Annotated in this window: 19 protein-coding genes and 1 tRNA gene; 17 read left to right on the top strand and 3 right to left on the bottom strand. The window is 34.0% G+C overall.

Features of this window, described 5'->3' with window-relative positions:
- Positions 1-80 precede the first annotated feature (80 nt).
- The 10 genes from dnaE (at position 81) to GMA17_RS11245 (ending at position 15,692) form a co-directional block, all read left to right on the top strand.
- Entirely contained in the window at positions 81-4,469 is a 4,389-nt protein-coding gene (dnaE, locus tag GMA17_RS11290) for a DNA polymerase III subunit alpha (protein ID WP_248396188.1), read from the top strand.
- A 507-nt stretch (positions 4,470-4,976) separates the two neighbouring features.
- A complete protein-coding gene (gene trxA / locus GMA17_RS11285; protein ID WP_066250841.1) occupies positions 4,977-5,294 on the top strand; it encodes a thioredoxin in 318 nt (105 codons plus the stop codon).
- Positions 5,295-5,499: 205 nt separating this feature from the next.
- Entirely contained in the window at positions 5,500-6,429 is a 930-nt protein-coding gene (locus GMA17_RS11280) for a DUF58 domain-containing protein (protein WP_248396186.1), read from the top strand.
- 121 nt (positions 6,430-6,550) lie between these two features.
- Positions 6,551-6,624, top strand: a tRNA-Asp gene (locus tag GMA17_RS11275).
- 407 nt (positions 6,625-7,031) lie between these two features.
- On the top strand, positions 7,032-9,371 hold the full coding sequence (locus GMA17_RS11270; protein WP_248396183.1) for a sigma 54-interacting transcriptional regulator: 2,340 nt from the start codon (positions 7,032-7,034) through the stop codon (positions 9,369-9,371).
- Positions 9,372-9,571: 200 nt separating this feature from the next.
- Positions 9,572-9,979, top strand: a complete 408-nt coding sequence (locus GMA17_RS11265) for a hypothetical protein (RefSeq protein ID WP_248396181.1) — start codon at positions 9,572-9,574, stop codon at positions 9,977-9,979.
- A complete protein-coding gene (locus GMA17_RS11260; RefSeq protein WP_248396179.1) occupies positions 9,972-11,816 on the top strand; it encodes a PAS domain-containing protein in 1,845 nt (614 codons plus the stop codon). Before GMA17_RS11265 ends, GMA17_RS11260 begins: the two co-directional genes overlap by 8 nt.
- Positions 11,809-12,252, top strand: coding sequence for a response regulator (locus tag GMA17_RS11255; protein WP_248396177.1), 444 nt, complete (start codon positions 11,809-11,811; stop codon positions 12,250-12,252). The genes GMA17_RS11260 and GMA17_RS11255 overlap by 8 nt, the downstream gene beginning before the upstream one ends.
- Positions 12,253-12,285: 33 nt before the next feature.
- The gene (locus GMA17_RS11250; protein WP_248396175.1) at positions 12,286-14,238 is read left to right on the top strand and encodes a T9SS type A sorting domain-containing protein; all 1,953 of its coding nucleotides are present in this window, start codon (positions 12,286-12,288) and stop codon (positions 14,236-14,238) included.
- A gap of 2 nt (positions 14,239-14,240) precedes the next feature.
- A complete protein-coding gene (locus tag GMA17_RS11245) occupies positions 14,241-15,692 on the top strand; it encodes a hypothetical protein (RefSeq protein ID WP_248396172.1) in 1,452 nt (483 codons plus the stop codon).
- 207 nt (positions 15,693-15,899) lie between these two features.
- On the opposite strand, the gene GMA17_RS11240 is transcribed toward GMA17_RS11245, so the two are convergent.
- Entirely contained in the window at positions 15,900-17,186 is a 1,287-nt protein-coding gene (locus GMA17_RS11240) for a DUF2254 domain-containing protein (RefSeq protein ID WP_248396169.1), read from the bottom strand.
- A gap of 427 nt (positions 17,187-17,613) precedes the next feature.
- Between GMA17_RS11240 and GMA17_RS11235 the strand changes: the two genes are divergently transcribed.
- From GMA17_RS11235 to GMA17_RS11225, 3 genes are all read left to right on the top strand, one after another.
- On the top strand, positions 17,614-17,799 hold the full coding sequence (locus tag GMA17_RS11235; RefSeq protein ID WP_248396166.1) for a hypothetical protein: 186 nt from the start codon (positions 17,614-17,616) through the stop codon (positions 17,797-17,799).
- A gap of 139 nt (positions 17,800-17,938) precedes the next feature.
- A complete protein-coding gene (locus tag GMA17_RS11230; RefSeq protein ID WP_248396163.1) occupies positions 17,939-19,963 on the top strand; it encodes a sensor histidine kinase in 2,025 nt (674 codons plus the stop codon).
- Between the two features lie 18 nt (positions 19,964-19,981).
- Positions 19,982-20,656, top strand: a complete 675-nt coding sequence (locus tag GMA17_RS11225; protein WP_248396159.1) for a response regulator — start codon at positions 19,982-19,984, stop codon at positions 20,654-20,656.
- Between the two features lie 258 nt (positions 20,657-20,914).
- Here the strand turns inward: GMA17_RS11225 and GMA17_RS11220 are convergent, their stop codons facing one another.
- Positions 20,915-21,424: a DUF456 domain-containing protein gene (locus tag GMA17_RS11220; RefSeq protein ID WP_248396156.1), complete on the bottom strand. Its 510-nt coding sequence runs from the start codon at positions 21,422-21,424 to the stop codon at positions 20,915-20,917.
- Positions 21,425-21,683: 259 nt separating this feature from the next.
- Here GMA17_RS11220 and GMA17_RS11215 point away from each other — a divergent pair, with 259 nt between their 5' ends.
- The 4 genes from GMA17_RS11215 to GMA17_RS11200 all read left to right on the top strand — a co-directional run bounded on the left by GMA17_RS11215 (position 21,684) and on the right by GMA17_RS11200 (position 25,172).
- A complete protein-coding gene (locus tag GMA17_RS11215; RefSeq protein WP_248396154.1) occupies positions 21,684-22,058 on the top strand; it encodes a BlaI/MecI/CopY family transcriptional regulator in 375 nt (124 codons plus the stop codon).
- Positions 22,055-23,503 carry a M56 family metallopeptidase gene (locus GMA17_RS11210; protein ID WP_248396151.1) on the top strand — a complete coding sequence of 483 codons (1,449 nt, stop codon included), beginning with the start codon at positions 22,055-22,057 and terminating at the stop codon, positions 23,501-23,503. The genes GMA17_RS11215 and GMA17_RS11210 overlap by 4 nt, the downstream gene beginning before the upstream one ends.
- A complete protein-coding gene (locus GMA17_RS11205; protein WP_248396148.1) occupies positions 23,496-24,629 on the top strand; it encodes a tetratricopeptide repeat protein in 1,134 nt (377 codons plus the stop codon). Before GMA17_RS11210 ends, GMA17_RS11205 begins: the two co-directional genes overlap by 8 nt.
- A 66-nt stretch (positions 24,630-24,695) precedes the next feature.
- Entirely contained in the window at positions 24,696-25,172 is a 477-nt protein-coding gene (locus GMA17_RS11200; RefSeq protein WP_248396145.1) for a hypothetical protein, read from the top strand.
- A gap of 3 nt (positions 25,173-25,175) precedes the next feature.
- Here GMA17_RS11200 and GMA17_RS11195 read toward each other — a convergent pair whose 3' ends face one another.
- Entirely contained in the window at positions 25,176-26,051 is an 876-nt protein-coding gene (locus tag GMA17_RS11195; protein ID WP_248396142.1) for a hypothetical protein, read from the bottom strand.
- Positions 26,052-26,095: the final 44 nt, after the last annotated feature.

Raw genomic sequence — 26,095 nt, 5'->3', positions numbered from 1 at the left:
TTGAACTGGTTTTAGTTCAGCTTATCTACAAACCATAAACCTTCCACACGGCAGGCAGGCAATTTAACAACAAAGAATAGATGTACTTAATTTTTGATACAGAAACAACAGGTTTACCAAAACGTTGGGATGCACCAATTACCGATACCGATAATTGGCCAAGATGTATTCAAATTGCTTGGCAGTTACATGACGATATGGGAAACTGTATTGATCATCAGGATTATTTAATAAAACCAGATGGTTTCAATATTCCTTATGATGCTGAAAAAATTCACGGAATTTCAACCGAATTAGCGCAAGAACAAGGATTACCTTTGCAGGCTGTTCTAGAGAAGTTTAATGCCGCCTTAAACAAAACAAAATTTGTAGTTGGACAGAACGTGAAATTCGACCTTAATATTATGGGCGCTGAATTTGTTCGGGGAAATCTTGAAAATAAACTACAAGAATTACCAGTTTTAGATACCTGTACAGAACATACGGCTAGTTTATGTCAGTTGCCTGGAGGTCGTTATGGGAAATTTAAATTACCAACATTAACAGAGTTACATCAATATTTATTTAATAAACCATTTGCGGAAGCGCACAATGCCACAGCCGATGTGGAAGCAACTACCCGCTGTTTTTTAGAATTAATTAGACGTGAAGAATACACCAAGGAGCAGTTAGATGTTCAACCGGATTATTTTGAAAAATTTTCCAAAGCGAATCCGCAAGAAATTAAACTGATTGGTTTAAAACACATCAATTTAAAACAAGCCAGTGCCAAGATTCGAGAGCAGATTTTAAAAACCCAAGATGATGGTTTATCGGCTCAAGAAATAAAAGAAAATATTTCGGAGTTAAAAGCTGTTGATTTTGTGCATTTACATAATCATTCGCAGTTTTCAATTTTACAATCAACCATTAGTATCCCAAAATTAGTAGCGGCTGCAGCGGAGCATAATATGCCAGCGGTTGCGCTAACGGATCATGCAAACATGATGGGAGCTTTTCATTTTGTAAAAGCGGTTAGCAATCACAACAAAAACATCCAAGCTAAAAATAAAGAAGCTGAAGCGCTAGGTGAACCTGCAAATTTCCAAGAAATAAAACCCATTTTAGGTTGCGAATTTTTTGTGTGTGAAAATCATACCGATAAATCTAGAAAAGATAACGGTTATCAAATTGTATTACTTGCCAAAAATAAAAAAGGCTATCATAATTTAGCCAAGTTATCATCTCATGCTTTTGTTGATGGTTTTTACTATTTACCCCGAATTGATAAAAAGCTCATTCAACAATACAAAGAGGATTTAATTGTCCTTACCGGAAACTTATATGGTGAAGTGCCAAGTAAAGTTTTAAATATCGGTGAAAACCAAGCCGAAGAAGCCCTTCTGTGGTGGAAACAAGAATTTGGGGACGATTTGTATATTGAAATTATGCGTCATAATCAGGAGGATGAAAATCGGGTAAATCCGGTTTTAATTGAGTTTTCCAGAAAGCATAATATTAAATTAGTGGCCAGTAATAATACCTATTACGCCAATAAAGAGGATGCGAATGCACATGATATTTTACTTTGTGTAAAAGATGGAGAAAAGCAAGCTACGCCAATAGGTCGCGGCCGTGGTTACCGTTATGGGATGCCTAATCAGGAGTATTATTTTAAGTCGTCCGAAGCTATGAAGGAACTCTTTAAAGATGTTCCCGAAGCCATCAGTAATATTCAGGAAGTCGTTGATAAAGTGGAAGCTTATGAATTAGCACGTGATGTATTATTACCTGCTTTTGATATTCCAGAGGAGTTTAAAGATGCTGCCGATTTAACAGATAACGGCAAGCGTGGTGAAAATGCGTTTCTACGTCATTTAACCTACCAAGGTGCTAAAAAACGCTATGGTGAAGCGCTTTCGGAAGAAGTAACGGAGCGTTTGGATTTCGAATTAAGCGTTATTCAAAACACGGGGTATCCAGGATATTTCTTAATTGTGGAAGATTTTATTCGCGAAGCTAGAAATATGGATGTCTCCGTTGGGCCCGGTCGTGGATCGGCAGCAGGTTCGGTGGTTGCCTATTGTTTATGGATTACCAATATTGATCCGTTGAAGTACGACTTACTTTTTGAGCGTTTCTTAAATCCAGATCGTGTAAGTATGCCGGATATCGATATTGATTTTGATGATGAAGGTAGAAGTCGTGTTATGGATTATGTTATTGATAAGTATGGTAGCAGTCAGGTAGCGCAAATTATTACCTATGGCACCATGGCAGCCAAATCCTCTATTCGTGATACTGCACGTGTATTGGATTTGCCACTATTTGATGCCGATAGGATTTCAAAATTAATTCCTACCATGTCCAAGTTGAGTAAGATTTTTGGCATGAGTGAAAAGGAATTAAGCAGTAAATTCCGTGCCGAAGATTTAGAAAAAGTGAACGAGCTTTTAAATATTTCTGAAGGTTCGGACTTACAGGCTGAAACCGTTAATCTTGCGCGAATATTAGAAGGTTCGGTAAGAAATACCGGAATTCATGCCTGTGGTGTTATTATTACACCAGATGATATTACCAAATTCGTTCCCGTGTCCACGGCTAAAGATTCCGATTTATATGTCACCCAATTTGATAACTCGGTTGTTGAAGACGCTGGATTATTAAAAATGGATTTCTTGGGTTTAAAAACGCTAACTTTAATTAAGGATACCGTTAAAATTGTTAAAGCCAAACATGATATTGATTTGGATCCAGATACGTTTCCTTTGGATGATGAAAAAACGTATGAGTTATTTCAACGTGGCGAAACGGTAGGTGTTTTCCAGTATGAATCGCCTGGCATGCAAAAACATTTAAAGGAATTAAAACCGACAGTTTTTGAGGATTTAATAGCCATGAATGCCTTGTACAGACCAGGTCCTATGGAATACATACCGAGTTTTACAAAACGTAAACATGGTAAAGAAGATATTGAGTACGATTTACCAGCTATGGAGGAGTACTTAAAAGAAACCTATGGAATTACCGTTTACCAAGAGCAGGTAATGTTATTGTCACAAAAACTAGCAAATTTTACCAAGGGTGAAGCCGATGTTTTGCGTAAGGCCATGGGTAAAAAGCAAATTGCGGTTTTGGATAAAATGAAACCGAAATTTATTGCCCAAGCCGAAGCTAATGGGCACGATGCTAAAAAATTAGAGAAAATTTGGAAGGATTGGGAAGCCTTTGCAAGTTATGCCTTTAACAAGTCGCATTCCACATGTTACGCATGGATTGCTTATCAAACCGCTTATTTAAAGGCGCATTATCCAGCTGAGTATATGGCAGCTGTATTATCCAATAACATGAATGATATTAAGCAAGTATCGTTTTTTATGGAAGAATGCAAGCGCATGAAACTGGCTGTTTTAGGGCCTGATATTAATGAGAGCTATTATAAATTTTCCGTAAACCAAGATTATGCCGTTCGTTTTGGTATGGGAGCCATAAAAGGTGTGGGTCATGGAGCCGTAATGACCATTGTAGAAAACCGTAAAAAAGATGGTCCGTTTAAATCAATTTTCGATTTTGCCAAACGTATAGATTTACGAGCAGCCAATAAACGGGCTTTTGAAAATTTAGCACTTGCCGGAGGTTTTGATGGGTTTACAGACACGCATCGTGCGCAATATTTCCATGATGATGGTGATGGTATTACCTTTTTAGAAAAAGCGATTAAATATGGCGCCAAACATCAAGAAAATGAAAACTCGGCACAAGTAAGTCTGTTTGGCGAAGCTAGCGATGTGCAAATAGCAGAACCAGAAGTGCCACCTTGTGAGGAATGGGGAACCATGGAAAAATTAGCCCAAGAAAAAGAGGTAGTTGGTATTTATATTTCGGGCCATCCGTTGGATGATTTTAAAATTGAAATGAAAACATTCTGTAATGCGGAATTAGCCTTATTAGAAAATATAGAACCTTATGTAAATCGCGAATTGACTTTTGGTTGTGTGGTAACCGATGTGCAACATCGGGTGAGTAAGCAAGGAAAAGGTTGGGCTATGTTTACGGTTGATGATTACACCAATAGTTTTGAATTCCGAATTTTTGGCGAAGAATATTTAAAGTTCAGGCACTTTTTACTGAAGAACTCTTTTGTACATGTTAAGATTTTTATTCGGGAAGGTTGGATTAAAAAAGATACAGGCGTACGTGGTGAACCGCGAATTCAGTTTAATAGTTTTCAGTTGTTGCACGATGTGATGGACACCTATGCCAAGAAACTTTCCATCCAATTAAATATAACCGATTTAGAAGAGTCGAAAATAAGTCAATTACAGAATTTATTACGCAGTCATGTTGGTGATCATGCCTTAAATTTTATTGTTTACGACAATGAAGAACAGATAAAATTAAACATGCCGAGTAGAAAACAAAAGGTGCAAATTTCGCAAGAGTTGTTATTAGAATTGGAGCGTAATGATGTGTTTTATAAGTTGAATTAATGTGTCACACGGCACGCACTCGAAGAGCTTTAAAAAGACTTGATTTAAATTATTGAGGATTTCGAAAAGCATAAAGAGTAAAGAAAAAGAGACGAGAATAGTGTAAAGAAAAAGAATCAAGAAGAAAGAAAACAGATTGAATTCAAAATTTAACAGATGTCTCAATCTTGTAAATTATTTCGCCAAGGAATTGTTTTTATAGCTAAATGTTAGATTTTTTGAACCATGAACCATGTACTTTCAACGTTCGGTTTCCGTGTAAAGGATAGAGTACTTGCTGGAGCTCTCCCGATTTTTTCTTCGGGAAGCGACGTACGAAAGCCTGACGCTTTGTAGTGACAACGGAAAAGGGGTACACCCAAATAGTTAGTATAACTGCAAGTAATGTAGCCATAAACAAAACAAATTGTCAGGTTGTAAGCTTTGGCAGAATTTTTGACTAATATTGCATAGATGTCTGTTTACAGGCAGTTAAAATTGAAGTATAACATATTAAATTTAAATATTATGGCATTAGAAATTACAGATGCAACGTTTGAGGAAACAGTATTAAAGAGTGACAAACCTGTAATGGTTGATTTTTGGGCAGCTTGGTGTGGACCATGTCGTATGGTTGGACCAATTATTGACGAAATTGGCAAGGAATACGAAGGTAAAGCCGTTGTTGGTAAGGTAGATGTTGACGCCAATCAGGAATTTGCTGCCAAATACGGTGTGCGTAACATTCCTACGGTATTAGTTTTTCAAAACGGTGAAGTAGTAGGTCGTCAGGTTGGTGTTGCACAAAAAAGTGCTTACACGGAGGCTATTGACGCGCTTTTATAGACGTATGTAGAAGCTAGAGAATAAAGGCTAGATTCGAGACTAAAAGATAAAATAGAAAAGGTTTGCTGTTATGGCAAACCTTTTTTAGTTTAGGGCTAACGTAGTTTGGGCGTTTCCAGATAATTTTTGGGTGTACAACCCAAATTCTAAATGATTTTTTAAATCTTCCTTTTGGGAAGCTGTCGTTAAAGCGACAATTGGGTTTATGGATTTACAAAACGAATTAAATAAAGCAGGCGGTTTTAAAAACCTAGAATTACTGGCCAAACAGGTGGTAGAAGGATTTGTTGCCGGTATGCATAAAAGTCCGTTTCATGGATTTTCGGCAGAATTTGCCGAGCATAAAATATATAATCAAGGTGAAAGTACGCGTCATATTGATTGGAAGTTGTTTGCTAAAACGGACAAGCTTTTTACCAAGCGCTATGATGATGAAACTAATTTACGCTGTCATTTAATTGTGGATAATAGTAGCTCTATGCATTATCCAGAGTTGAAGGAATACGGTATAGACGCCTTGAATAAAATAGCTTTTTCGGCATTGGCTTCGGCTAGTTTAATGCATATTTTAAAAAAGCAACGTGATGCCGTTGGCTTGAGCATTTATAGTGATAATTACGATTTTTACGCACCTGAAAAAGGAAGTGAGCGCCATCATCACATGTTGTTGCACCAACTCAATACCATGGTGGTAAAGAAGCCTGTGAGTAGAAAAACGGAAACTTTTACTTATTTGCACCAAATAGCAGAAAAGATTCATAGACGTTCATTGATTTTCTTTTTTACAGATATGTTCCAAACAGAAACCGATGACGCGCAATTATTTGACGCTTTACGGCATTTAAAACACAATAAGCATGAAGTCGTCCTGTTTCATGTGTTTGATAAGGAAAAGGAACTGCAATTTGATTTTGACAATGCGCCCAAGCGTTTTATAGATGTAGAAACGGGTGATCATGTTAATTTATACGCGGATCGTATTAAAGAGAACTATGAAACGGCTATTAAAGACTATTTTAAGGATATTCGCTTAAAATGTCAGCAATATCGTATTGCATATGTGGAAGCGGACATTAATAAAGATTTCAATAACATATTGACAACCTATATGATAGCACGGCAAAAGTTTTTATAAATAAAAAAACTTTAAAATTTATTGAAAAAACATTTGACATATTGAAAAAGCTGTTTATATTTGCACCCGCTTGAGAGGTTATTACGCAAGTAAAAAACGGTTAAGCATGCAATAAAGCAACGGTCTGGTAGTTCAGTTGGTTAGAATGTCGCCCTGTCACGGCGAAGGTCGCGGGTTCGAGTCCCGTCCAGACCGCTAATATTGCAGAAAGCTTCAAGAAATTGAAGCTTTTTTTTGCAATAAAACTGCCTAGGTAGTTAAAAATTTAGTTGTGTTGTTTTATCTCGGCAGTAATGTTGAGGTAAATGTAGGATGTTCCCAGTGTTGTTGGGAATACCGATGGAAAGCTTTCCTTTTTTCTTTACAGAAGATTGGGATGCTTTTTTGTTTTAGGATGGTTTGTAATTTTAATATGCTTAATTTTTATACAAACATTTATATCATCTTCAATAGCAAGTGTCTACAGAATTTTTAAAGAATTCTTTTGCTTTATATTTTATAAACTCTATTAAATTTTGTAATTTCATAAAGGTATTCTCAGGTAATAGCAAAATATTTTAATAATATCACAAATGTACTGTTAAAATAGCATGGATGCCTACATGAAAAAAAACCCCAGTAGATTAAGTCAGAATGAACTCGCCCAATTATTTCATGACAATACATTGCTATGCTTTTTAAATAGGGAAGGTGAATTTCTGCAATTAAGTCAACCCTTATGTAAATTTTTGGGCTACCAAGAAAACGAACTTCTATTCAAAAATATAAATTTACTACAGCCTTCATTGTTTAGCGATGACGTTAGAATGGGTTTTTGGGATAGTATTAAAAAGGAAGCGCATTGGAATGGGGTTGTTAATCTCCTTATGTCTGAAGGTAGTCGGAAAAACGTTATGTGTAATTTTGTGCGTTTAAAGAATCCAGAAACTGAAAAAGCATATTTTTTTGGTGTTTTCGAACCCAATTCAATGCCTGTTAGTTTTGGAGAATTTACGGCAAATGATATCTGCTTTAATTGGTTTTTTAATAATAGCCCTATAGCAAAATCACTTTTTAGCTTGAAAACATTTCAGTTCGTAGATGTTAATGCGGCTTGGGAGAATTATACAGGATTTAAAAAAGCAGATGTTTTAAATAAAACGCCGAGCAAGCTTAAGATTCATGATATATTTGATTCAATTTTTATAAAAAAGATACAAGCTAATAAAGACGATTGCATAACCATTGATGAGATAAAATTGAACGTCAGTTCTGGAACACCTAAATATGCAACCATCACCTTTAAAAAAATTTATATACATAATGAAGTGTTCCTTTTGCAAATTATAACGGATATTACAGATCGGTTACGCTATCAAAAGGAATTAGAAGCCATGTCCCAAAAATCTGTACAAAAAAAGGACGTTATTTTAAAATTAGCAGGATTAGTTGGTGGTGATTTAAGCTATGTTTTTAAGGAAATAACTAGGCTAACTGCTAAAACCATGCGTATTGAGCGCGTTAGTATTTGGCAGTTTGAAGATGAAAATAACATCATTGCTTGCCAAAGTGCTTATAACCTAAAGGAACACGACTACTTTAAGCAAGCAGAATTCAAAGCGCATGACTATCCAAAATACTTCCAATATTTGTTTAAACATAAGACGCTGCGGGTTGATGATGCTATTCATGGTGAACAAACAGAAGAGTTTGCGGAAAGATACTTAAAGCCATTAAATATTACTGCTACTTTAGATGTGCTGATTCAAGGTCACCAAGCGCATTATGGTGTTTTATGTTTTGAGCAAATTGGTTCAAAAGAAGAATGGACCATTGAAGACGAGGAATTTGCAACGTCAATAGCCAATATTATTTCATTAGCAGTTGAATGTGATAAAAGAAATACAGCTGAAATAGAACTCATTAAGTCCAATCAAAAACTAGTGGGATTAAATTTAGAGTTAAAAAACCTACAAAAAAAACTAGAGCAGGAAAACATCTATTTGCGGGAAGAAATTGATTTAGTTTTCAATTATGAAGAAATGGTATATGGCAGTAATTCGTTTAGCCAAGTGCTAACGGATGTTGAACGTGTGGCAACCACTAAAGCAACCGTATTGCTTTTAGGGGAGTCAGGAACTGGTAAGGAGCTGTTGGCAAGAGCAATCCATAATATTAGTGATAGAAAAAACAAGCCCTTGATTAAAGTTAATTGTGCGGCTATTCCTAAAGAACTTATTGAGAGTGAGTTGTTTGGTCATAAAAAAGGATCGTTTACAGGTGCTATTAATGATAAACTGGGGAAGTTTCAATTAGCAGATGGTGGTACTTTGTTTTTAGATGAAATAGGCGAATTGCCTATGGATATGCAACCAAAATTACTACGAGCTATTCAGGAGTCGGAGGTAGAACAAATAGGAAGTACTAAAACAGAAAAGGTAGATATTAGGATTATTACCGCTACGAATAGAGATTTAAAGCAGGAGGTAAAAGATAAAAATTTTCGTGAAGATTTATACTTCAGGATAAACGTGTTTCCAATTACTATTCCGCCTTTACGTGAACGCATTGAGGATATTCCAATACTATTGGAGCATTTTGTAAATAAGTATAGTAAACTTTATAATAAAAGTGTCAAATTTATATCTGAAGAAACCAAACGTAATATGCAATCGTATTCCTGGCCTGGAAATATTAGAGAGTTGGAAAATTTGGTGGAAAGAGCTATAATTTTATCTAATAATGAGAAACTAATAATACCCGATTTCAAGTCGTCCGAAAAGAAGGCCTTAATTTCTTCTACAAGTCTGTCTCTCGATGATGTTCAAAGAATTCACATAAAGAAAATATTAAAAGCAACAAATGGGAAAATTGAAGGTGCCGAAGGCGCAGCTGAATTACTTAAAATGAAGCCAAGTACGTTACGAGATAGAATGAAAAAGTTAGGGATTAAAAAATTGTAATAAATCACGATATACCGTGGAACTCCTGTTTATCGAACATTTATCTCGGTTAGCCGTGGCCTTCAAATAGAGTCCTTTTTGTTTCGTATTTTTCTACCAGCTCACTTTCAGTTGTTTAGCGGTTTATTGCAAGGCTATTATTTGTTTGGCATGCATATTGGCATACATAATTTGCATAATGCCCCAAATAATGCAAACCTATGAGTACGTCAATACTAAATCATTCCGAGAAAGTTAAATTTTGGATTGAAAACGAAATTTTGTTCTGTACGTTTAATCAATCAGATTGTTATCTGACCATTGAAGCATCAGAAGCCTATTTAATGAAAATCCAAAAATTAACGGATGGTAAAGCAATGCCTTTACTTATTGATATTCGTAATTTCATTGGTAATTTTTCTCCTAAAGCAGCCAAGTTTTTTGCCGAAAGTCCCATTTTAAAAAGGCATATTATCACACAAGCTTTTGTAGTGGACACATTGCATAGTAAACTGCTTATTGGGTCTTATAAAAGGCTATTTGCACAAGATGCACATGTTCAAATTTTTGGTGAAACGGAATCAGCGTTAGCGTTTTGTATGGAATCTAAAAATAAGTTTGATGTATAAAGCAATAACAAACTTAAATTCCATCATTCAGGTAGAGGCTTTGTTGGAGTCTCTAGATAGCCATCTAATAATTTCTGTTTCGGATGCTTGTGGGAAGTTGGTGTATTGTAATGACAATTTTTTTAAAGTGATGAATGTTTCCAAAAAAGCAGCTGTTGGTCAAATAAACCACTTATTAAAATTACCAATGCAATCTGAAGCCTTTTTGGCTGGTGAAATATGGCGAGGCGTTTTATCTCATAAAAGAGAAAATAATGAGGTTTTTTGGCTAGATACTACTATTGAACCTATAAAGAATGAAAGCGGTGCGATAATAAAATACGTAACAATAAGCAGTGATGTTAGCAATTACTATTGCAAGGGTATAAATAAAAACCCTGTTCATTGTAATGAACAAAAGCTTATTGAAAATTTCACCCAAGATGTTTTATATATAGATAAGTTTGGAAAGATTATAAATACATCTAAAAGTGCTATGCATAATGCGTACGACAGTATTATTGGTTCAAATATTTATGATTTTGTAAACCCTGCCAATCATAATTATGTAAAGAAACAAGTAAATAAGGTGTTTAATCAAGGCAAGGTCTGTAAATACCAGTCCATGGGTTTGTCATTAAAAGGCAGACAAACTTTTTTTATTTCGAAGTTAAAACCTGTTTTTAATTTGGAGAATGAAATAATGTATGCTACTGTAAAAACCAAAAAACATAAAAATAACAATAAGGCATCCATTCAACTAAAAGCTATTGAAACCAAGTACAGCAACATATTTCAATCCATAAATGTGGGTATTTTAGTTGTAGCCAATGGAGTAGGAAATATTATAGAATGGAATAAAGGCGCTGAATTGGCATTTGGATATACTAGCTCTGAAATTATAGGTAAACCATTAACCGTTTTAATTTCTAAAAAACAGGTGGATACAGGTGTTAAGGAATTGCTTAAAGCAAAAGATAAACTGGATAATGATTCCTATGGTGATAATATAGAAATGCTGGGCTTACGAAAAAATGGTGACGAGTTTCCGGTGGAGTTTGCTATGAGTAATTGGCAAAATGGCAAGGATAAATTTTATTGCGCAATCATGCTTGATATTTCTAAACGCAAAAAATTAGAGGAGAAATTAAAACAAACAACCAAAGATTTGGAGCTGTTTTTATACCGTTCTGCGCACGACTTAAAAGCGCCATTAACATCTGCGGAAGGATTACTTCACCTCTTAAAGGAGGAAGAGCTTAACAGCAGAACCAGATTGTTAATTGATATGTTGGACGAAACGTTAGAAAAAGGACGCTTTTTGTTGGACGATTTGGCTTTTGCGTCTATTATTTCAGAAAAACGAAGAGACAATACAATTATAGATTTTGAAAAGAAAATTAATACTGCACTTGTGGCCTTAAAAGGGATAAAGAATTTTGATAATATCACTTTTCATGTGGATATTCAGCAGGAAACTGACTTTTATTTCAATCAGGAATTAATAGATTCTATACTTCAAAACCTAATCCACAATACCATTTGTTTTGCCAAATCTAAAACGAATAAACTGACGCCTACCACGCATATAAATATTATAAGTAGTGATGATGATATAAGTATTTTAGTTTCTGACAATGGTATAGGAATTCGTGAAGATGATATTGATAAAGTATTTGATCTTTATTTTAAAGCAAATAGTGATAATTCTGAAGGAACAGGCCTGGGGCTTTACATTGTTAAGCGTATTGTAGAAGATTTTAATGGCAGTGTAGAGGTTAAAAGTATAATAAATAAAGGCACCACATTTAGGGTGCAATTACCAAATTTAAAAGAAGGGAGCAAAAACAATGATTGAAAATGTAATGTTGATCGATGATAACAAGATAGATCTATTTGTTAATCAAAGAATTATTGAAAAATACAACCCAAATATAAAAACGCGGGTTTTTAATAATGCTATTTCAGCAATTAGTTTTTTTAAGCTGTTGGAATTAAATACCAATATTAAATCTGTAGCTATTCCAGATGTCATTTTGTTAGATATAAATATGCCGGAAATGAATGGGTTTAATTTTTTTAATGAGTTTAAACTTTTAAACTTTATCAATACACGAGCAATAAAAGTATATATGGTGTCATCTTCCATGTGTTCTATGGACATTAATAAAGCGCGAAATGAACCTTATTGTGCTGGTTATATTACCAAGCCGCTGACGGTCAATAAACTAAAAAACGTATTAAATAAATCAGAAAATATAGAACAAAATGAACCTTTTAAAAAAATAATTTAGTATTTTATCTAACCCAAATCTAAACTATAAACAATGAACTTAAAACCTACAATTATGTTCTGTGTTTTACTTTGTGCTTGCTTTTTTGCAAATGCACAAATAGTAAATACAGGAGTGCTTAAAATAAGCACGAATAGCAATGTGTATTTTGAAGAGGAATACACCAATACGGTTGCCGGAAATCATGTTTCCAATGGTAATTTGTATTTGAATAATAGCTTCATTAATCATGGAGCAACCAGTGCCACAGCTGGAACAACTTATTTTAAAAGCGCATCCAACAATTTTTTAAATTTATCCGGAAGCGCAGCGAATGCCCATTTTTATAATCTGGAAATTGACATCACACCCGAAGGATTAAAGGGTGTTACCGTTGCAGACGACTTCTTATTGCAAGTAACCAATGCCTTGAATTTAAAAAGTGGCGACTTAAGACTAACAGGTGAGGCACAACTTGTTCAAGAGCACTCCGGAGTAGATGCTAATACCATTAACTCGGGTAAACTTATTTTAGATCAACAAGGAACCGTTTCACCCTTTCAATATGACTATTGGTCTTCTCCAGTAAACAATAGCGGTATTTTTAGTTTTTTGGGTGGAAAATTTGATGGTGTAGATTCAAGCGTCAATCCTTTTAAGCCTACACAAATATTATTTAATTCTGGTAACCCGTACAATGGGCTTCCTTCCGTAACAGACGGTGGGGGTAATGTTACAACGGCATTAACTATTAATACTAGGTGGCTGTATAAATATGCGCGGGGATCGGGTTCGTATGCAAATTGGATTGCATTAAACAGTACAAGCGTTTTAAATCCGGGAGAAGGTTATACCATGAAAGGTCCAAACTCTATTGGAACGGATCAGAACTATGTATTTTACGGAGCACCAAACAATGGTGACTATCAATTTCCAATTAGCAGTGGTGAAAGCATTTTATTAGGTAATCCCTATCCTTCAGCTTTAGATGCTGACGATTTTATTAATGATAATAGTACCGTTTTAGAATCGCTTCACTTTTGGGTTGATGGTGGATCAACATCACATGTATTATCTGATTATTTAGGGGGTTATGCTACTAGAAATTTAACCGGTGGAACACCACCTTCTATTGCGTCACCGCTTATTGCAGGAATTGGTACTTCTGGAACCGTTACAGAACCTTCGCAATATGTGCCAATTGGAAAAGGATTTTTCATAGATGCCATAGGCTCTGGGACTATTGTTTTTAAAAATTCGCAACGTTTTTTTAAACTAGAATCTTCCAGCAGGCTTTCAAATTCAACACATAATGCAAGTGCCGAAAATCAATACATTCGTCTTGGTTATGAGGATCCAGAAGGATTTCACAGACAATTACTATTAGGGTTTCTTCCTAATTCTCCTGCAGACGAAAATTATAACCCGGGTTATGATGCGCTGCAATACATGTCTCGCGACGATGATATGTTTTTTATTATAGAAAATAATGCAAACAGACGATATGGTATTCAGGGTACAAATAGTTTTGCAGACCACTTGGAGTTTCCAATTGGTTTAATAATTTCTGAAGCAGGATCCCACCGATTGATGTTGGATGCGGCTGAAAATTTCAGCCATACTATTTATTTAAAAGATAATTTGTTGGATACGACCTATAATTTAACGGAAGCCGATTTTGAAATTAATTTGCCAATCGGCGAATATTTAACACGGTATTCTATTGTTTTCCAACCGGCAGAAACCTTAAGTACAAATCATATAGAGTTGGACAAAATAACAGTTTTTTATAATGGCCTTGACCAAATAGTGGTTTCAAACCCGAACAATTTAGAAATTTCAGGTATTGAGGTCTATAATATAATGGGTCAGCATCTTTTATCACTTACAGAAAATCTTGACAATCAACATAAAGTACTAATTCCATTTCATCATAGTACCGGTGTTTACATGGTTGTACTCAAAACAAATAATGCCCAAAAATCTACTAAAATCTTAAAATACTAATTATGAAAACGAAAAAACTACTTTTAAACGCATTTAGCCTAATGGCTCTTTTTTTATTATCAACCACAGGTTTCTCTCAAGTCGGAATCGGAACACTCATGCCAAATGAATCCGCTATGTTGGATGTGGTTTCTACCACTAAAGGTATGCTAACACCACGAATGACATCTGTCGAGCGGCTAGCTATTGCAAACCCAGTAAATGGCTTGTTAGTTTATGATACTTCAGAAAATGCTTTCTATTTCTATAAAGGCAGCACTTGGACAAAATTAGATTCATCCGTTCGGAACAATTATAAGCTCGTGAAATCTGCCGCAGATTTAAGCAGTGAACTTGCAGCAGGAGGTGGTTCTACTTATTTATTAAATTCAAATACATTGTATGAAATTAATGGTACTATAACCTTAACGGCTCCTATTAATTTAAATAGCGCCTATATTTCTGGATTGGATGCTAATGAAGACGTTTTATTATATGCTGGTGGCACTGTTTTTAAGGGCAGTACTGGTGGTAGTGTTAGAAATCTTACGTTAAAAGGAACTAAAGCTTTTGAGATTACCGGTCCAGGAATTACAAGCACGGCATCACTTTTGGTTCAAAACACCATAATAGATGGCATGACAAATGTTGGAAGTATTGATGGTTTAGGGTTGTTCTTTGGAAATATTATTCAATTTCTAAACAACGCAAATGGAATTACCTATTCAAACATTGGTAACCTATTACTAAATAATCAAGGGTGGTTTGGAAATAATTCAGGAACGTTTGAAAAATTTACAGGAACCTTTGGTTTAATAGAAAAAGTTAGTGGTTTTAGCACGGTAAGTGGTTCAGCTGTGGCTTTAGATGTCAGTACTACAGGACTTGCAGTAGGAACAGGTGTTTTGCAAGCTACCGTTTTCACAGGTACAACAAGCGCGCCATCTGGATATGTTAAAGGGTATGCTCCTGCACAAACCTATCTTGGATATAATTTCTCTAATGTTTGGACGGTTAGTGCATCAGGTATACCTAGAGAAAGTGATGATGTAGCCACAGGGAATTTATACTATGGCAGTTCTAACGTGGTAAATATTACTAATACAACTGCATTTAAATTACCTGTTAATACCAATTCTATCAGGTTGTTCCGAACGGCTGAAGGTGCGGGTGTGAATAGTGAAAATAGGTTGATATATAAAGGTGAAAGTAGAAGAGCAATTAACGTTTTAGGTGCATTATCTTTTACGGCAACAGGCGGCAGTCGATATGCTTTTTCAGTATTTAAAAATGGGACTAAAGTTGTTGGAAGTGAAGTGGAGGCGGATGTACTGCAAACTAACGCAAGACAATCGGTCTCGATAATTGCTACTGTAGACGTAGTTAAAAATGATTATATTGAAATATATGTTCAAAAATTAACAGGAGGGAATGAACAGTTTTTAACTACAACCTACAACTTAATTGTTAATTAATTTTTTTTAAGGTACTTCTGAAAAATCAATGGGATAAATTATGTATGATCGATTTTATTTCTATTAAAAGTTTGGAATAAATTAGTACTCGGTCCAATTTGGTTTTTAGTTTTTTTTGATAAAAAAGCATTCCTTTTTTCTGAATACGAAGAATGGAATGCTTTTTAATTTTTGGTGGTTTGTAGCTTTTTAAAATAAAATTTCCATTTAGGCTGTTAAGTCTTGATATAAAGCTTCAATCCGTCTTAAGTCTGTGGAATTTGTAATGCTTTTCTGTGTATCTTGATACAGTAGTTTTGCTTCTGCTACAAGGGCATCATGATATTCTGGCAAATGAGCTTCTTGCAGTAATAAATATTTAAACATGATAAATAGCTTCTGAATACATGTCATATCATGCTTGCAATAGGTGCGATAAGACACCATAACTTGATAAATTAACTCTTTAAAATTAGTGGTTGTTACGTCAATAAGTGGTTCGTTATCAGATGTAATGATGGTCTTGTCATTTTTTTTAAGACGTAAAGCAAATAATTCTGTTAGATAATCAATGGTGCTAATGGCTGTCCCTGGATCGTTAATGCCTGGAGACATTGCTTTCATGCCAATTTCTGTAATTTGCTTAAAAGCCAGTGCATAATTATCTTCTACAAATTCACCTTTCGCAAAATTGAAATTTGATAATATGTCTTTTACTAATGCGTCATCTATATCTTTACTTACTTGTATGATTGGAACGCCTTTCAAAACAAAAACGCCTTGGATTGGCAAGATTTTTAATTGAATAGATTCTTCTTTGCAAATATCTACCAAATTTGGAATAGCAATATTTTGAAAATAACCCGTTTCGGAACTAAAATAAGAGGTCCATTCCGATGCGTCAGGAAATGACGGTGCTGTTTCAGACTCTTTTTCTAATAGGTATTCTAATCGGGATTTAGCTTTTTTGTAAATGCCATCTAAAATATTATTAACCTGAATAGATTGAGATATAGAATGTATAAAATATAGAAAACTACCTAAACACACTACCGTTAGAATAATACCAATAAGCACGGAAAATCCTGGCAATTGATATTTGTCATTTTCCAAAGGATTAATACCAACCAACGTGAAGGTGTTGTATAAAATGGTGGCTAAATAGATACCTAATACATATTGGTGGTTTCTATTGGATATTAAGCCGGGTAAAACACGAGGTGAGAAATTACTAGAAGCTTGGTTCAATAAAACCATTACCATGGAAAAACTAAAAACCATGATAGATATAATGCCGCCTGTTAAAAAACTTAAAAGTGTTTTAGCGGTATCCGCATTATTTATAACTAATTGTGGTATGTGCTCAATTATATAAGCTGAAATACCTTCCTTTTCTAAAAAGAGCATCAGCATAGCGAAGCTAAAACCAAATATGCTAAATAACGTTGGGTAAAAGGCAATTTTACCTTGAATGGTGTTTATAAAACTAATAAACCTATTGTAAAGTGATTTCATATGCTAATTTGACGCTACAAGTTAGTTACAATTTAGTTTATAATAAAATAAAGAATTGCAAACGTTTTTTCTTACAAATTGAAGAAGTTTTACCATATTTATTAACAATTTATTGTAAGAAAAAGACTCGAAACATGGTTTTAGTCGATAAAATATTACGTTTAATCGTATTTTTACTTTATTTTTAATATATTGTATTACTTTTACAGTCCTTAAATAAGTCCCTAAATCGATTTTTTCAGCTTATTAAGGTTAATTATTCCATTTTTGAGACACGATGTGTCTTTTCCCTCATGTTTACATTTTATAGTTTGTAGCATTTTTATGTTGCAACATAATTTAAGGTTATTAATCCATCATCCCTCGACAGTGATTTTTAAACTAACTAAAATTTAATAGTAAATAATTTAACCCTAAATACCCTAACATGAAAACCCTTAAAATTACTTTAGTAGCAGCTATTTTTTGTATGACACTTACAGGTCTAACAATTCAAAAAGAAACAACCAATCCAACCAATGAGGAGCAAGTTTCTCAAAAAGAAGATTTCACCTACGCTTTTCAAACGAAAAGGCATGTGAAAAAAGGAAAGGAACTTCCAAGCAACGGATAAAAAAAACTACATTATATTGATAAAACCCTCTAAAATAGAGGGTTTTCTTTGTTTTCCATATTCATTACAGACTTATATGGGTTACGAGGCTATTGGTGTCAGAAAAAATTATAAATTTGAGTAGACTTGAAGCGCTATTATGTTTTTAAAAAAAACACCTTTCTTTTTTGCCATCTTTTTTTGCTCATTTTTATATGCGCAACAAGTTTCTGAAAATAAACTTTTAGACAGTGTTAACCACTATCGCGCATTATCCAATAATGATGCTTATGACTTGGATCAGCGTGTCAGCTTTATAAAAAAAGCCATAGTATTTTCAGAGAAAGTAGGTCGAGATACAACCATTTTAAAATCTAAACGCCAATTAGCCACTTTATATTTGCGTCAGTTTGAGTTGGATTCGCTATTCCACATAAACCATGAAAACCTCAAGCTTGCCAATAAAGTTAAAGATACATTGGCATTAGCCTATATTAATAATGTGTTTGGTTGGTACCATTCAGAAAAATTTCAAACAGATAGTTCGTATACCTATTACTACAATGCCTCTAAATATTTTGATGCACTGAATATGGTTAAAGATCAAGCTAGCGCTGTAACTTCTATGGCAAATATTCAGTTTGAAGAGCGCGATTATGTAGGGTGTGAAAGCAATGCCTTTAAAGCTATTCGTTTATATCAAACTATGCCTAAAAATGAGTATGTTTTAGGGAATTTATGGGGCTTATATAATCTAGTTGCCATTGCCTCTGATGAACTAAAGCAATTTGATAAAGCCATTGAATACCACAACAAAGCTTTATCCTTTAGTGATAAAATTAAAGATAATTTTCTCTATACATTATACTCTAAAAGTAATATAGCCCTTATATATAAAGAGCTCAATCAGTTTGATAAAAGTTTGGCTATTTATGAAGAGTTGTTTGAAAATGAAAATGTCTTACAGCAAGAGCCTGCAAATTATGCGCTTATTTTGGGGGATTATGCACTCTTAAAACATAAAAATGGTGCTTCTAATTCTTCAGAGATTAAAAGAATGTTGCATGAAGCGTACCGCATTAGTGATAGTCTGAATAGCGAGTTAAGTCGTATGTCGGTTGCTTTAAATACTTCTGAATTTTATTTAGATGAAGGCATTCTGGACACCGCTTTAAATTATGCAAATATTGCCTATACTCGAGGAAAGGAATCATTAATAAACGATGTTACTTTAAATGCCTTATTGCTCAAATCAAAAATTGAAAGCCCGGAACAAGCTGTAAACTATTTAAATGAATACATTCATCTAAATGATAGTTTAGTAAACAAAGAACGGGCTATTCGTAATAAATTTGCGCGCATAGAATTTGAAACCGAGCAAGTAGAACTTGAAAATCAACAAATTTCTCGAGAACGCTTATGGCTCATGATATTGTCTGCGGGTTTATTAATTACATTTGTGTTAGTATATATAATTGTTACCCAACGCGCTAAAAACAAGGAGTTAAGGCTTGTGCAGCAGCAACAGGAAGCCAATGAGGAAATTTATAACCTCATGCTTTCACAACAGGATAAAGTGGATGAAGCACGAACCAATGAGAAAAAGCGTATCTCTCAAGATTTACATGATGGTATTCTAGGACGCCTTTTTGGAACCCGATTAAGCCTAGATAGTTTGAATATGATTTCTACAGAGGAGGCTATTCAAACGCGGGAAAACTATATCCAAGAATTAAAAACAATTGAACAAGATATCCGTGACGTTTCACATGAATTAAATACCGATTTTATATCCAAATCTGGTTATCCTGATATTATTGAAACCCTAATAGCGGCACAGACCAAAGCACATAAATTAACCTATTCACTATTTAGTGATACGGACATTTCTTGGGAAGATATTTCCAATAAAACCAAAATTCATATTTATCGAATGTTACAGGAGTCGCTTCAAAATATCTTTAAACATGCCAATGCCAATCGTGTAGATATTAGTTTTAATATGAAAAAAAATGTAATTTGGTTGCAAATTGCTGATGATGGGTCTGGCTTTGATTCGCAAAAAGCGAAGAAAGGTATTGGTTTAAAAAATATGTATTCACGCGTTTCAGAATTTAATGGTGAATTGGATATTGTTTCTGAAAAAGATAATGGCACAACAATTACAATTAAAATCCCAATCTAACCTAAACTTATAACTAAAATGGAAGAGACTATTCGTATTTTAATGACAGACGATCACCCAATTATTATTGAAGGCTATCAAAACACATTACTTGCGACTAAAAAAGAAAATCAAACGCTAAAAATTGATATTGCTAATAACTGCGACGAATCTGTCAATTATATGCAGCAAGCAATAGATAAGGAAATGCCCTATCATATTTTATTTATGGATATAAGTTTGCCACCATCTAAAGATGGCGAGTTTACATCTGGTGAGGATTTAGCAAAATATGCTAGACGTATGATGCCGAACAGCAAAATCATTATGCTTACCATGTTTAATGAACCTTACCGAATACATAATATTATAAAGGATATTGATCCCGAAGGCTTTTTAATAAAAAGCGATTTAACTTCACGAGAGCTAGCCAGTGCATTTCAGAAAGTACTTTATAAACCTCCCTTTTACAGTTCTACAGTTAGTACCACCATCCGAAAAACAATTACAAACGATATTAAATTGGATGATATAGATAGAAAAATACTGTATCTACTCTCGCAAGGCACTCGAACAAAAAGCTTAAAAGATCATTTTGATATATCCTTAAGTGCGATAGAAAAGCGTAAAAAAAACCTGAAAATTATTTTTGATGTCACTGATGGTAGTGATGAAAACTTATTATCTGTGGCTAAAAACGCAGGTTTTATTTAGTGTTTAGTTCCGGGTTGTGTTAAAAAAGCACATTTTTTCATTTATTTTTCATCTTACAGCTCTTACTATAGCTAACAATTACGGTTTTCCCGTAAAGGGGTTGTGGTTTTCCCGCAACAAGAAGTTATTTGTTATAGTTACATTTGAATATCAACGACAAATTAATCCCTCATAAAATAAATTTGTTGAATTAATAGCATTTACACTAACCTCGTGGTTTTTCATTTTTTAAATTGGAAGCCATGAGGTTTCTTCATTTTAAAATGAAAAGATTATAGCTTTATAATCCCAAACCGTCCACAGAAAGAAGCCTAAATAAACTATAGCTACAATAAATTTGATAAAGGTTCCTGCTAAAAATCCTAAAAAGGAACCAAATGCAGCTTTTACGGCTATTTTGGAATCTGCTTTATTAATCATTTCGCCTATAAATGCGCCTAGAAAAGGCCAAATAATAATGCCAAATGGCCCAAAAACAGGAAAAACAATAGCAACAACAAGCCCTAAAGTAGTGCCAATAACTCCCTTTTTGCTACCACCAAAACGCTTGGTTCCCATGGCTGGAATAATATAATCTAAGGCAAAAACAATTAATGCTACGGCTAATGTAACTCCTAAAAACCACCAATCATTTGGGATGGTCTTGGTTAAATAAAGGAGGAGTAAGCCAATCCAACTTAATGGCGGTCCCGGCAAAATGGGTAAAAAACTTCCTGCTATGCCTACCAGCATAAAAATAAAGCCTAATACAACTAATAATATGTCCATATATTTTTCTTGTTAGACGAAGATAGGTAAAGAATGTTACAATTTATTAACTATAAAATTAGTTTAAACTAAATATTTAGTTATATTTGTAAAACTAAAAGATTAGTTAAACCAATTATGCGAGTTGAATACGCTTGCTGGTTCAAGTGAGTTTTACCATTATAAATGTGTGAAATTTGTACCATAATTTGAATTTCAGTACATGTTTAGATTCAAAATTTATAAGCGGTTTAATAAATAATATTTTACAATAAAAATCATGATCCGAAAAAAGCAATTAACTAAAGCCGAAGAAGAAATAATGCACGTATTGTGGGAACTAGAAAAAGCCGCAGTAAAACAAATTATTGCCGAATTGCCTATGCCAAAACCAGCATATAATACAGTTTCAACCATTGTGCGCATTTTGGAAAGTAAAGGTTTTGTAGATTATGAAAAGCAGGGAAAAGGGCATGTATATTACCCTTTAGTGAAAAAGCAGGATTATAGTAATCAAAGCATAAACTCTTTAGTAGATAATTATTTTCAAGGCTCTTTTAAAAGTATGGTGTCCTTTTTTATGAAAAAAAATGATATCAGTTTACAGGAATTAGAATCTGTTTTAAAGGAGATTCATAAAGACGAAAAATCATGATACATTACATCATTCAAGTCATTGCGTTTCAGTTATTTTTCTTGCTCATTTATGATGTGTTTTTAAAGAAAGAAACATTTTTTAATTGGAATCGAGCCTATTTATTGCTTACAGCTGTTCTCTCCATTTTGTTGCCATTTGTAAAAGTGGTTGGTTTTAAAGAAGCTGTTCCAAACGATTTTGTGGTTAGTTTACCGTACATATTATCTCAAACCACCAATACTATTTTTTTAGAAGAAGTTGTCATTAGTGGCAGTAATACGTCGCACTCTTTTTTATGGTATTTCTCATTGGTTTTAGTAATTGGAAGTGCGCTAGCCGTTTCATTTTTCAGTATGCGCTTGTTTAAAATAGTAAAACTTATTTATCAAAACCCGAAGCAACGGGAAGGCGCTATTTGTTTTGTGCGCATGTTGAAGAGTACGTTAGCATTTTCGTTTTTTAATTATGTGTTTTTAGGTGAAAACATTAAAGACACCGATCGTCAGCAAATAGTAAAGCATGAGTTGGTTCACGTTAAACAAAAACACACTTGGGATTTGCTTTTTTTTGAGATGCTACGCATTGTGTTTTGGTTCAATCCTTTTGTGTACATGTACCAAAATCGCATGGCAGATTTACATGAATTTATTGCGGATTCACAAGCCGTGAAACACAACAAAAAACAATATTATGAAAACCTATTAGCGCAAATTTTCGATACGAATCAGGTATCATTCATCAATCCATTTTTCAAACAATCATTAATCAAAAAACGAATTATTATGTTACAAAAAACGAAATCAAAACAAGTACAATTAATCAAGTACGCTTTATTAATTCCTATGGTTTTAGGAATGTTGGTATATTCATCATGTTCTGAAGAAGCCACCCAACCAAAAGTTGTTGAAGTAGTGGAACAAGAGTTATCCATTCAAGACCAAATAGACATGCTGAAAAATTCTATTGAAGCGAAAGGAGATTTATCAGAATCTGAAAAGGAAGCCTTACGTGTTCTTATAGTTAAATCCTTTCAAAATGATGGTGCTAACCCAAATACTGATATTATTGAGGTGACAGAAATAACGTCCTATAAAGATAGTTCCGAAGTTCCTTTCACTGTTATAGACCAGGTTCCTGTTTTTCCAGGTTGTGAAAACGGTACCTCAAATGAAGAAAACAAGCTATGCATGAGTAATAAGCTGAATACGTTTGTTGCCAAAAATTTTAATACGGAATTAGCCAAAAGCTTAAATTTAACTGGTGTTGTTCAAATTAGAGCCTTTTTTAAAATTAATGAGTTGGGTGAAATTGTAAACATTAAAGCCAGAGCGCCTCATCCAGAGTTAGAAGTGGAAGTCAAACGTGTTTTAAATATGTTGCCAGATTTAATTCCAGGTGAGCATCAAGGTAAAAAAGTAACGGTTCCGTACTACCTACCTATAAAGTTTAAAATAAATGATTAGATTTTTTGCGCTAATTAGTATTCTAGTATGTTTTAAAACCGAAGCTCAAACTTCGGTTTTAAACATTGCAGATAGTTTGTACATTCATGGTAATTATTCTGAAGCTATTAAAGCTTATAAATCTTATAACACGTTAGATGAAGTAGCTTATAAGTTGGCCAAATCCTATCAAGCAATCGGGAATTACGATAAAGCTTTACAGCATCTAGAAAGCAGTATTAACGCATTTCCAAACGATGCCTTGGTAAAATATGATTATGCCAAATTACTTTCTAAAACTAAAAATTATCAAACGGCCGCAGCTACTTTTAAACAACTAATTGCAACAGATTCCCTCAATCCAAATTACCATTATGAGTTGGGTTTGGTTTACGAACAATTACGAGATTCATCAGCACATAACGAATTTAAAACAAGTTTTCTTTTAGATAATGGTCACCAAAAAGCCATCTTTAAATTAGCAAAACGACACTTGCAAAAACGTGAGTTCGATTCCGTAGATTACTATACAGGTATCGGTTTAAAATCATACGCCAATAACGCAGAACTCATGAGTCTAAAAGCCCAAAATTTCTATTGGAAAAAAGACTACAAAACGGCTTCAATATGGTTTGAAAAACTATTAAGTTTAGGTGAAGACTCCCAATTTGTTCATGAAAAATTAAGCTATTGTTATTCTCAATTTTCAGAAGTTGAAAAGGCCATCCAACAGCAAAAATTAGCGGTTGCTAAAGAGCCTAGAAATTCTGAAAACCTGTTCATTCTAGGTCAATTATTTACACGGATGAGCAATTATGAACAGGCGGAATTCTATATCAGTAAAGCTATAGAATTGGTAGATGTGCCATTGGATAAGGAGTTCATGACATTAGGAACCATTCAAAATCACCGGAAGAATCATCAGGCAGCCATTCAATCTTTTAAGCGTGCATTAAAAGAAAACCCGAACAATATATATGCCGCTTTTTATCTGGTTTATACCAAGGATGATTATTATAAAGATGTCGATACGAAAATTAAGCTATATGAAGATTTCATGGCAAAATATCCTGAAAATCCATTTTTATTTAAAGCAAAAAGTAGATTAAGTGAATTGAGACAAGAAAAATTTATGAAAACCGATTAATATCATTCCAAATAAGATATGGTATAAAATCTAAAAATATTGTATTTTTCGGGCTCATAACAGCCTATGAAACAGCTATATTTTATTCTATTGTGTTTGGTGGTTACTTCCTGTAATTATTTCGACGCTAAAAAAACATCGTCAGACGTTATTTTGGAAAATGAACTGTTAACTTTTAATTGGAATGAGGTGGACGAATATCCCATGTTTGAGAGTTGTGATGAAAAAGGCACCCAAGAAGATAAGAAAAATTGCTTCCAAAATACCTTAACCGAAATTATCACTCAAAAACTACAACAGGACACGCTTATTGTTAAGCAAGATATTAATGATACGGTTTACATGAATTTTGAAATTTCGAAAGATGGAATGCTATCACTTATTACCATTAAAGCCGATTCAATTACGCTTCAGGAAATACCAAATATTAAAGAATTACTGCATAAAAGTGTAGATTCATTACCAAAAATATATCCAGCAATCAGACGCAGTCAGCAAGTTAAAACGGCTTTTACCTTGCCTGTGATTATTCAAGTTAACTGAATTTTATAAATTCATCTTAAAGCCCAAGGCAAAATCAATAGGGAAGTTATCGCTATTATCACTAAAAAGCGCATAAATATCATGATATGCAAAGGTGATATATCCATTTTCGGTGACCCGAAAATCGGCGCCAAGACCTAGCGTAAAAGGCACATCAATATTGGAAAACGATTCATCATAATCGCCAACTCCAGGGAGACTGGACGTGTATGTCGCGTTTCCAAAATCATAAGTTACCAGTTTTAAATTTCCATACACATTAAATCGATCCTTGTTAATTACACGATAGCGATATCCAATGGCAATTTGCGTAGAGGTGTATTCAAAGTCATCAGCTTCCAAAGCATGTCTGAAATGAAAAAAGAGTGCATGTCTTGGTAACTTGGTAGCTTCAAAAAATTCGAATTCCAATCCAAAAAACGGCACACTAGCATTGTTTGGATTTTCTACTAATGGCTGATTGGTAATCCCTCCAAAAAGACCTAAACGTGTTTGAAGTTTAGCACGAGGCTCAAAATTATAGCTTAAATCGGTTGTGGCATTATAGGTGTTGAAAAAATCTTCCAAGCTATAAAGGGTTAAATTCACCTGGTCTGTTGGAACGCCATAACCTTCTGTAAGCGCATTTAAAACCGATTTGTATTCCTCTTGATATTTTCGAGTATCTGTATTTTTGGTATTTACTAATTCTTGAATGTTGCCATTTTTTTCTTTCACAAAATACCGGTAAGTGCCATCATCAATAGTCCAAAGTAAATCTAGATTGCCTTCAACAGCTGTCTCCAATTCTAATGTTTCATTATTAATGGTGTAGGATTGTTGTGAGAAACCTAAAAAGCCAAGCGCTAAAAACCCCAATAAAAGGAAATGCTTTTTCATGTTTTATTACAAATTTGGTTACTTGTAAAGCTAAAAAAATTAAA

The sequence above is a fragment of the Bizionia sp. M204 genome, from assembly GCF_023205095.1.
Classification (GTDB): domain Bacteria; phylum Bacteroidota; class Bacteroidia; order Flavobacteriales; family Flavobacteriaceae; genus Algorimicrobium; species Algorimicrobium hallyeonense.
Note: the sequence above shows the minus strand (reverse complement) of the source record. Positions and strands in the feature narration are given on the sequence as shown.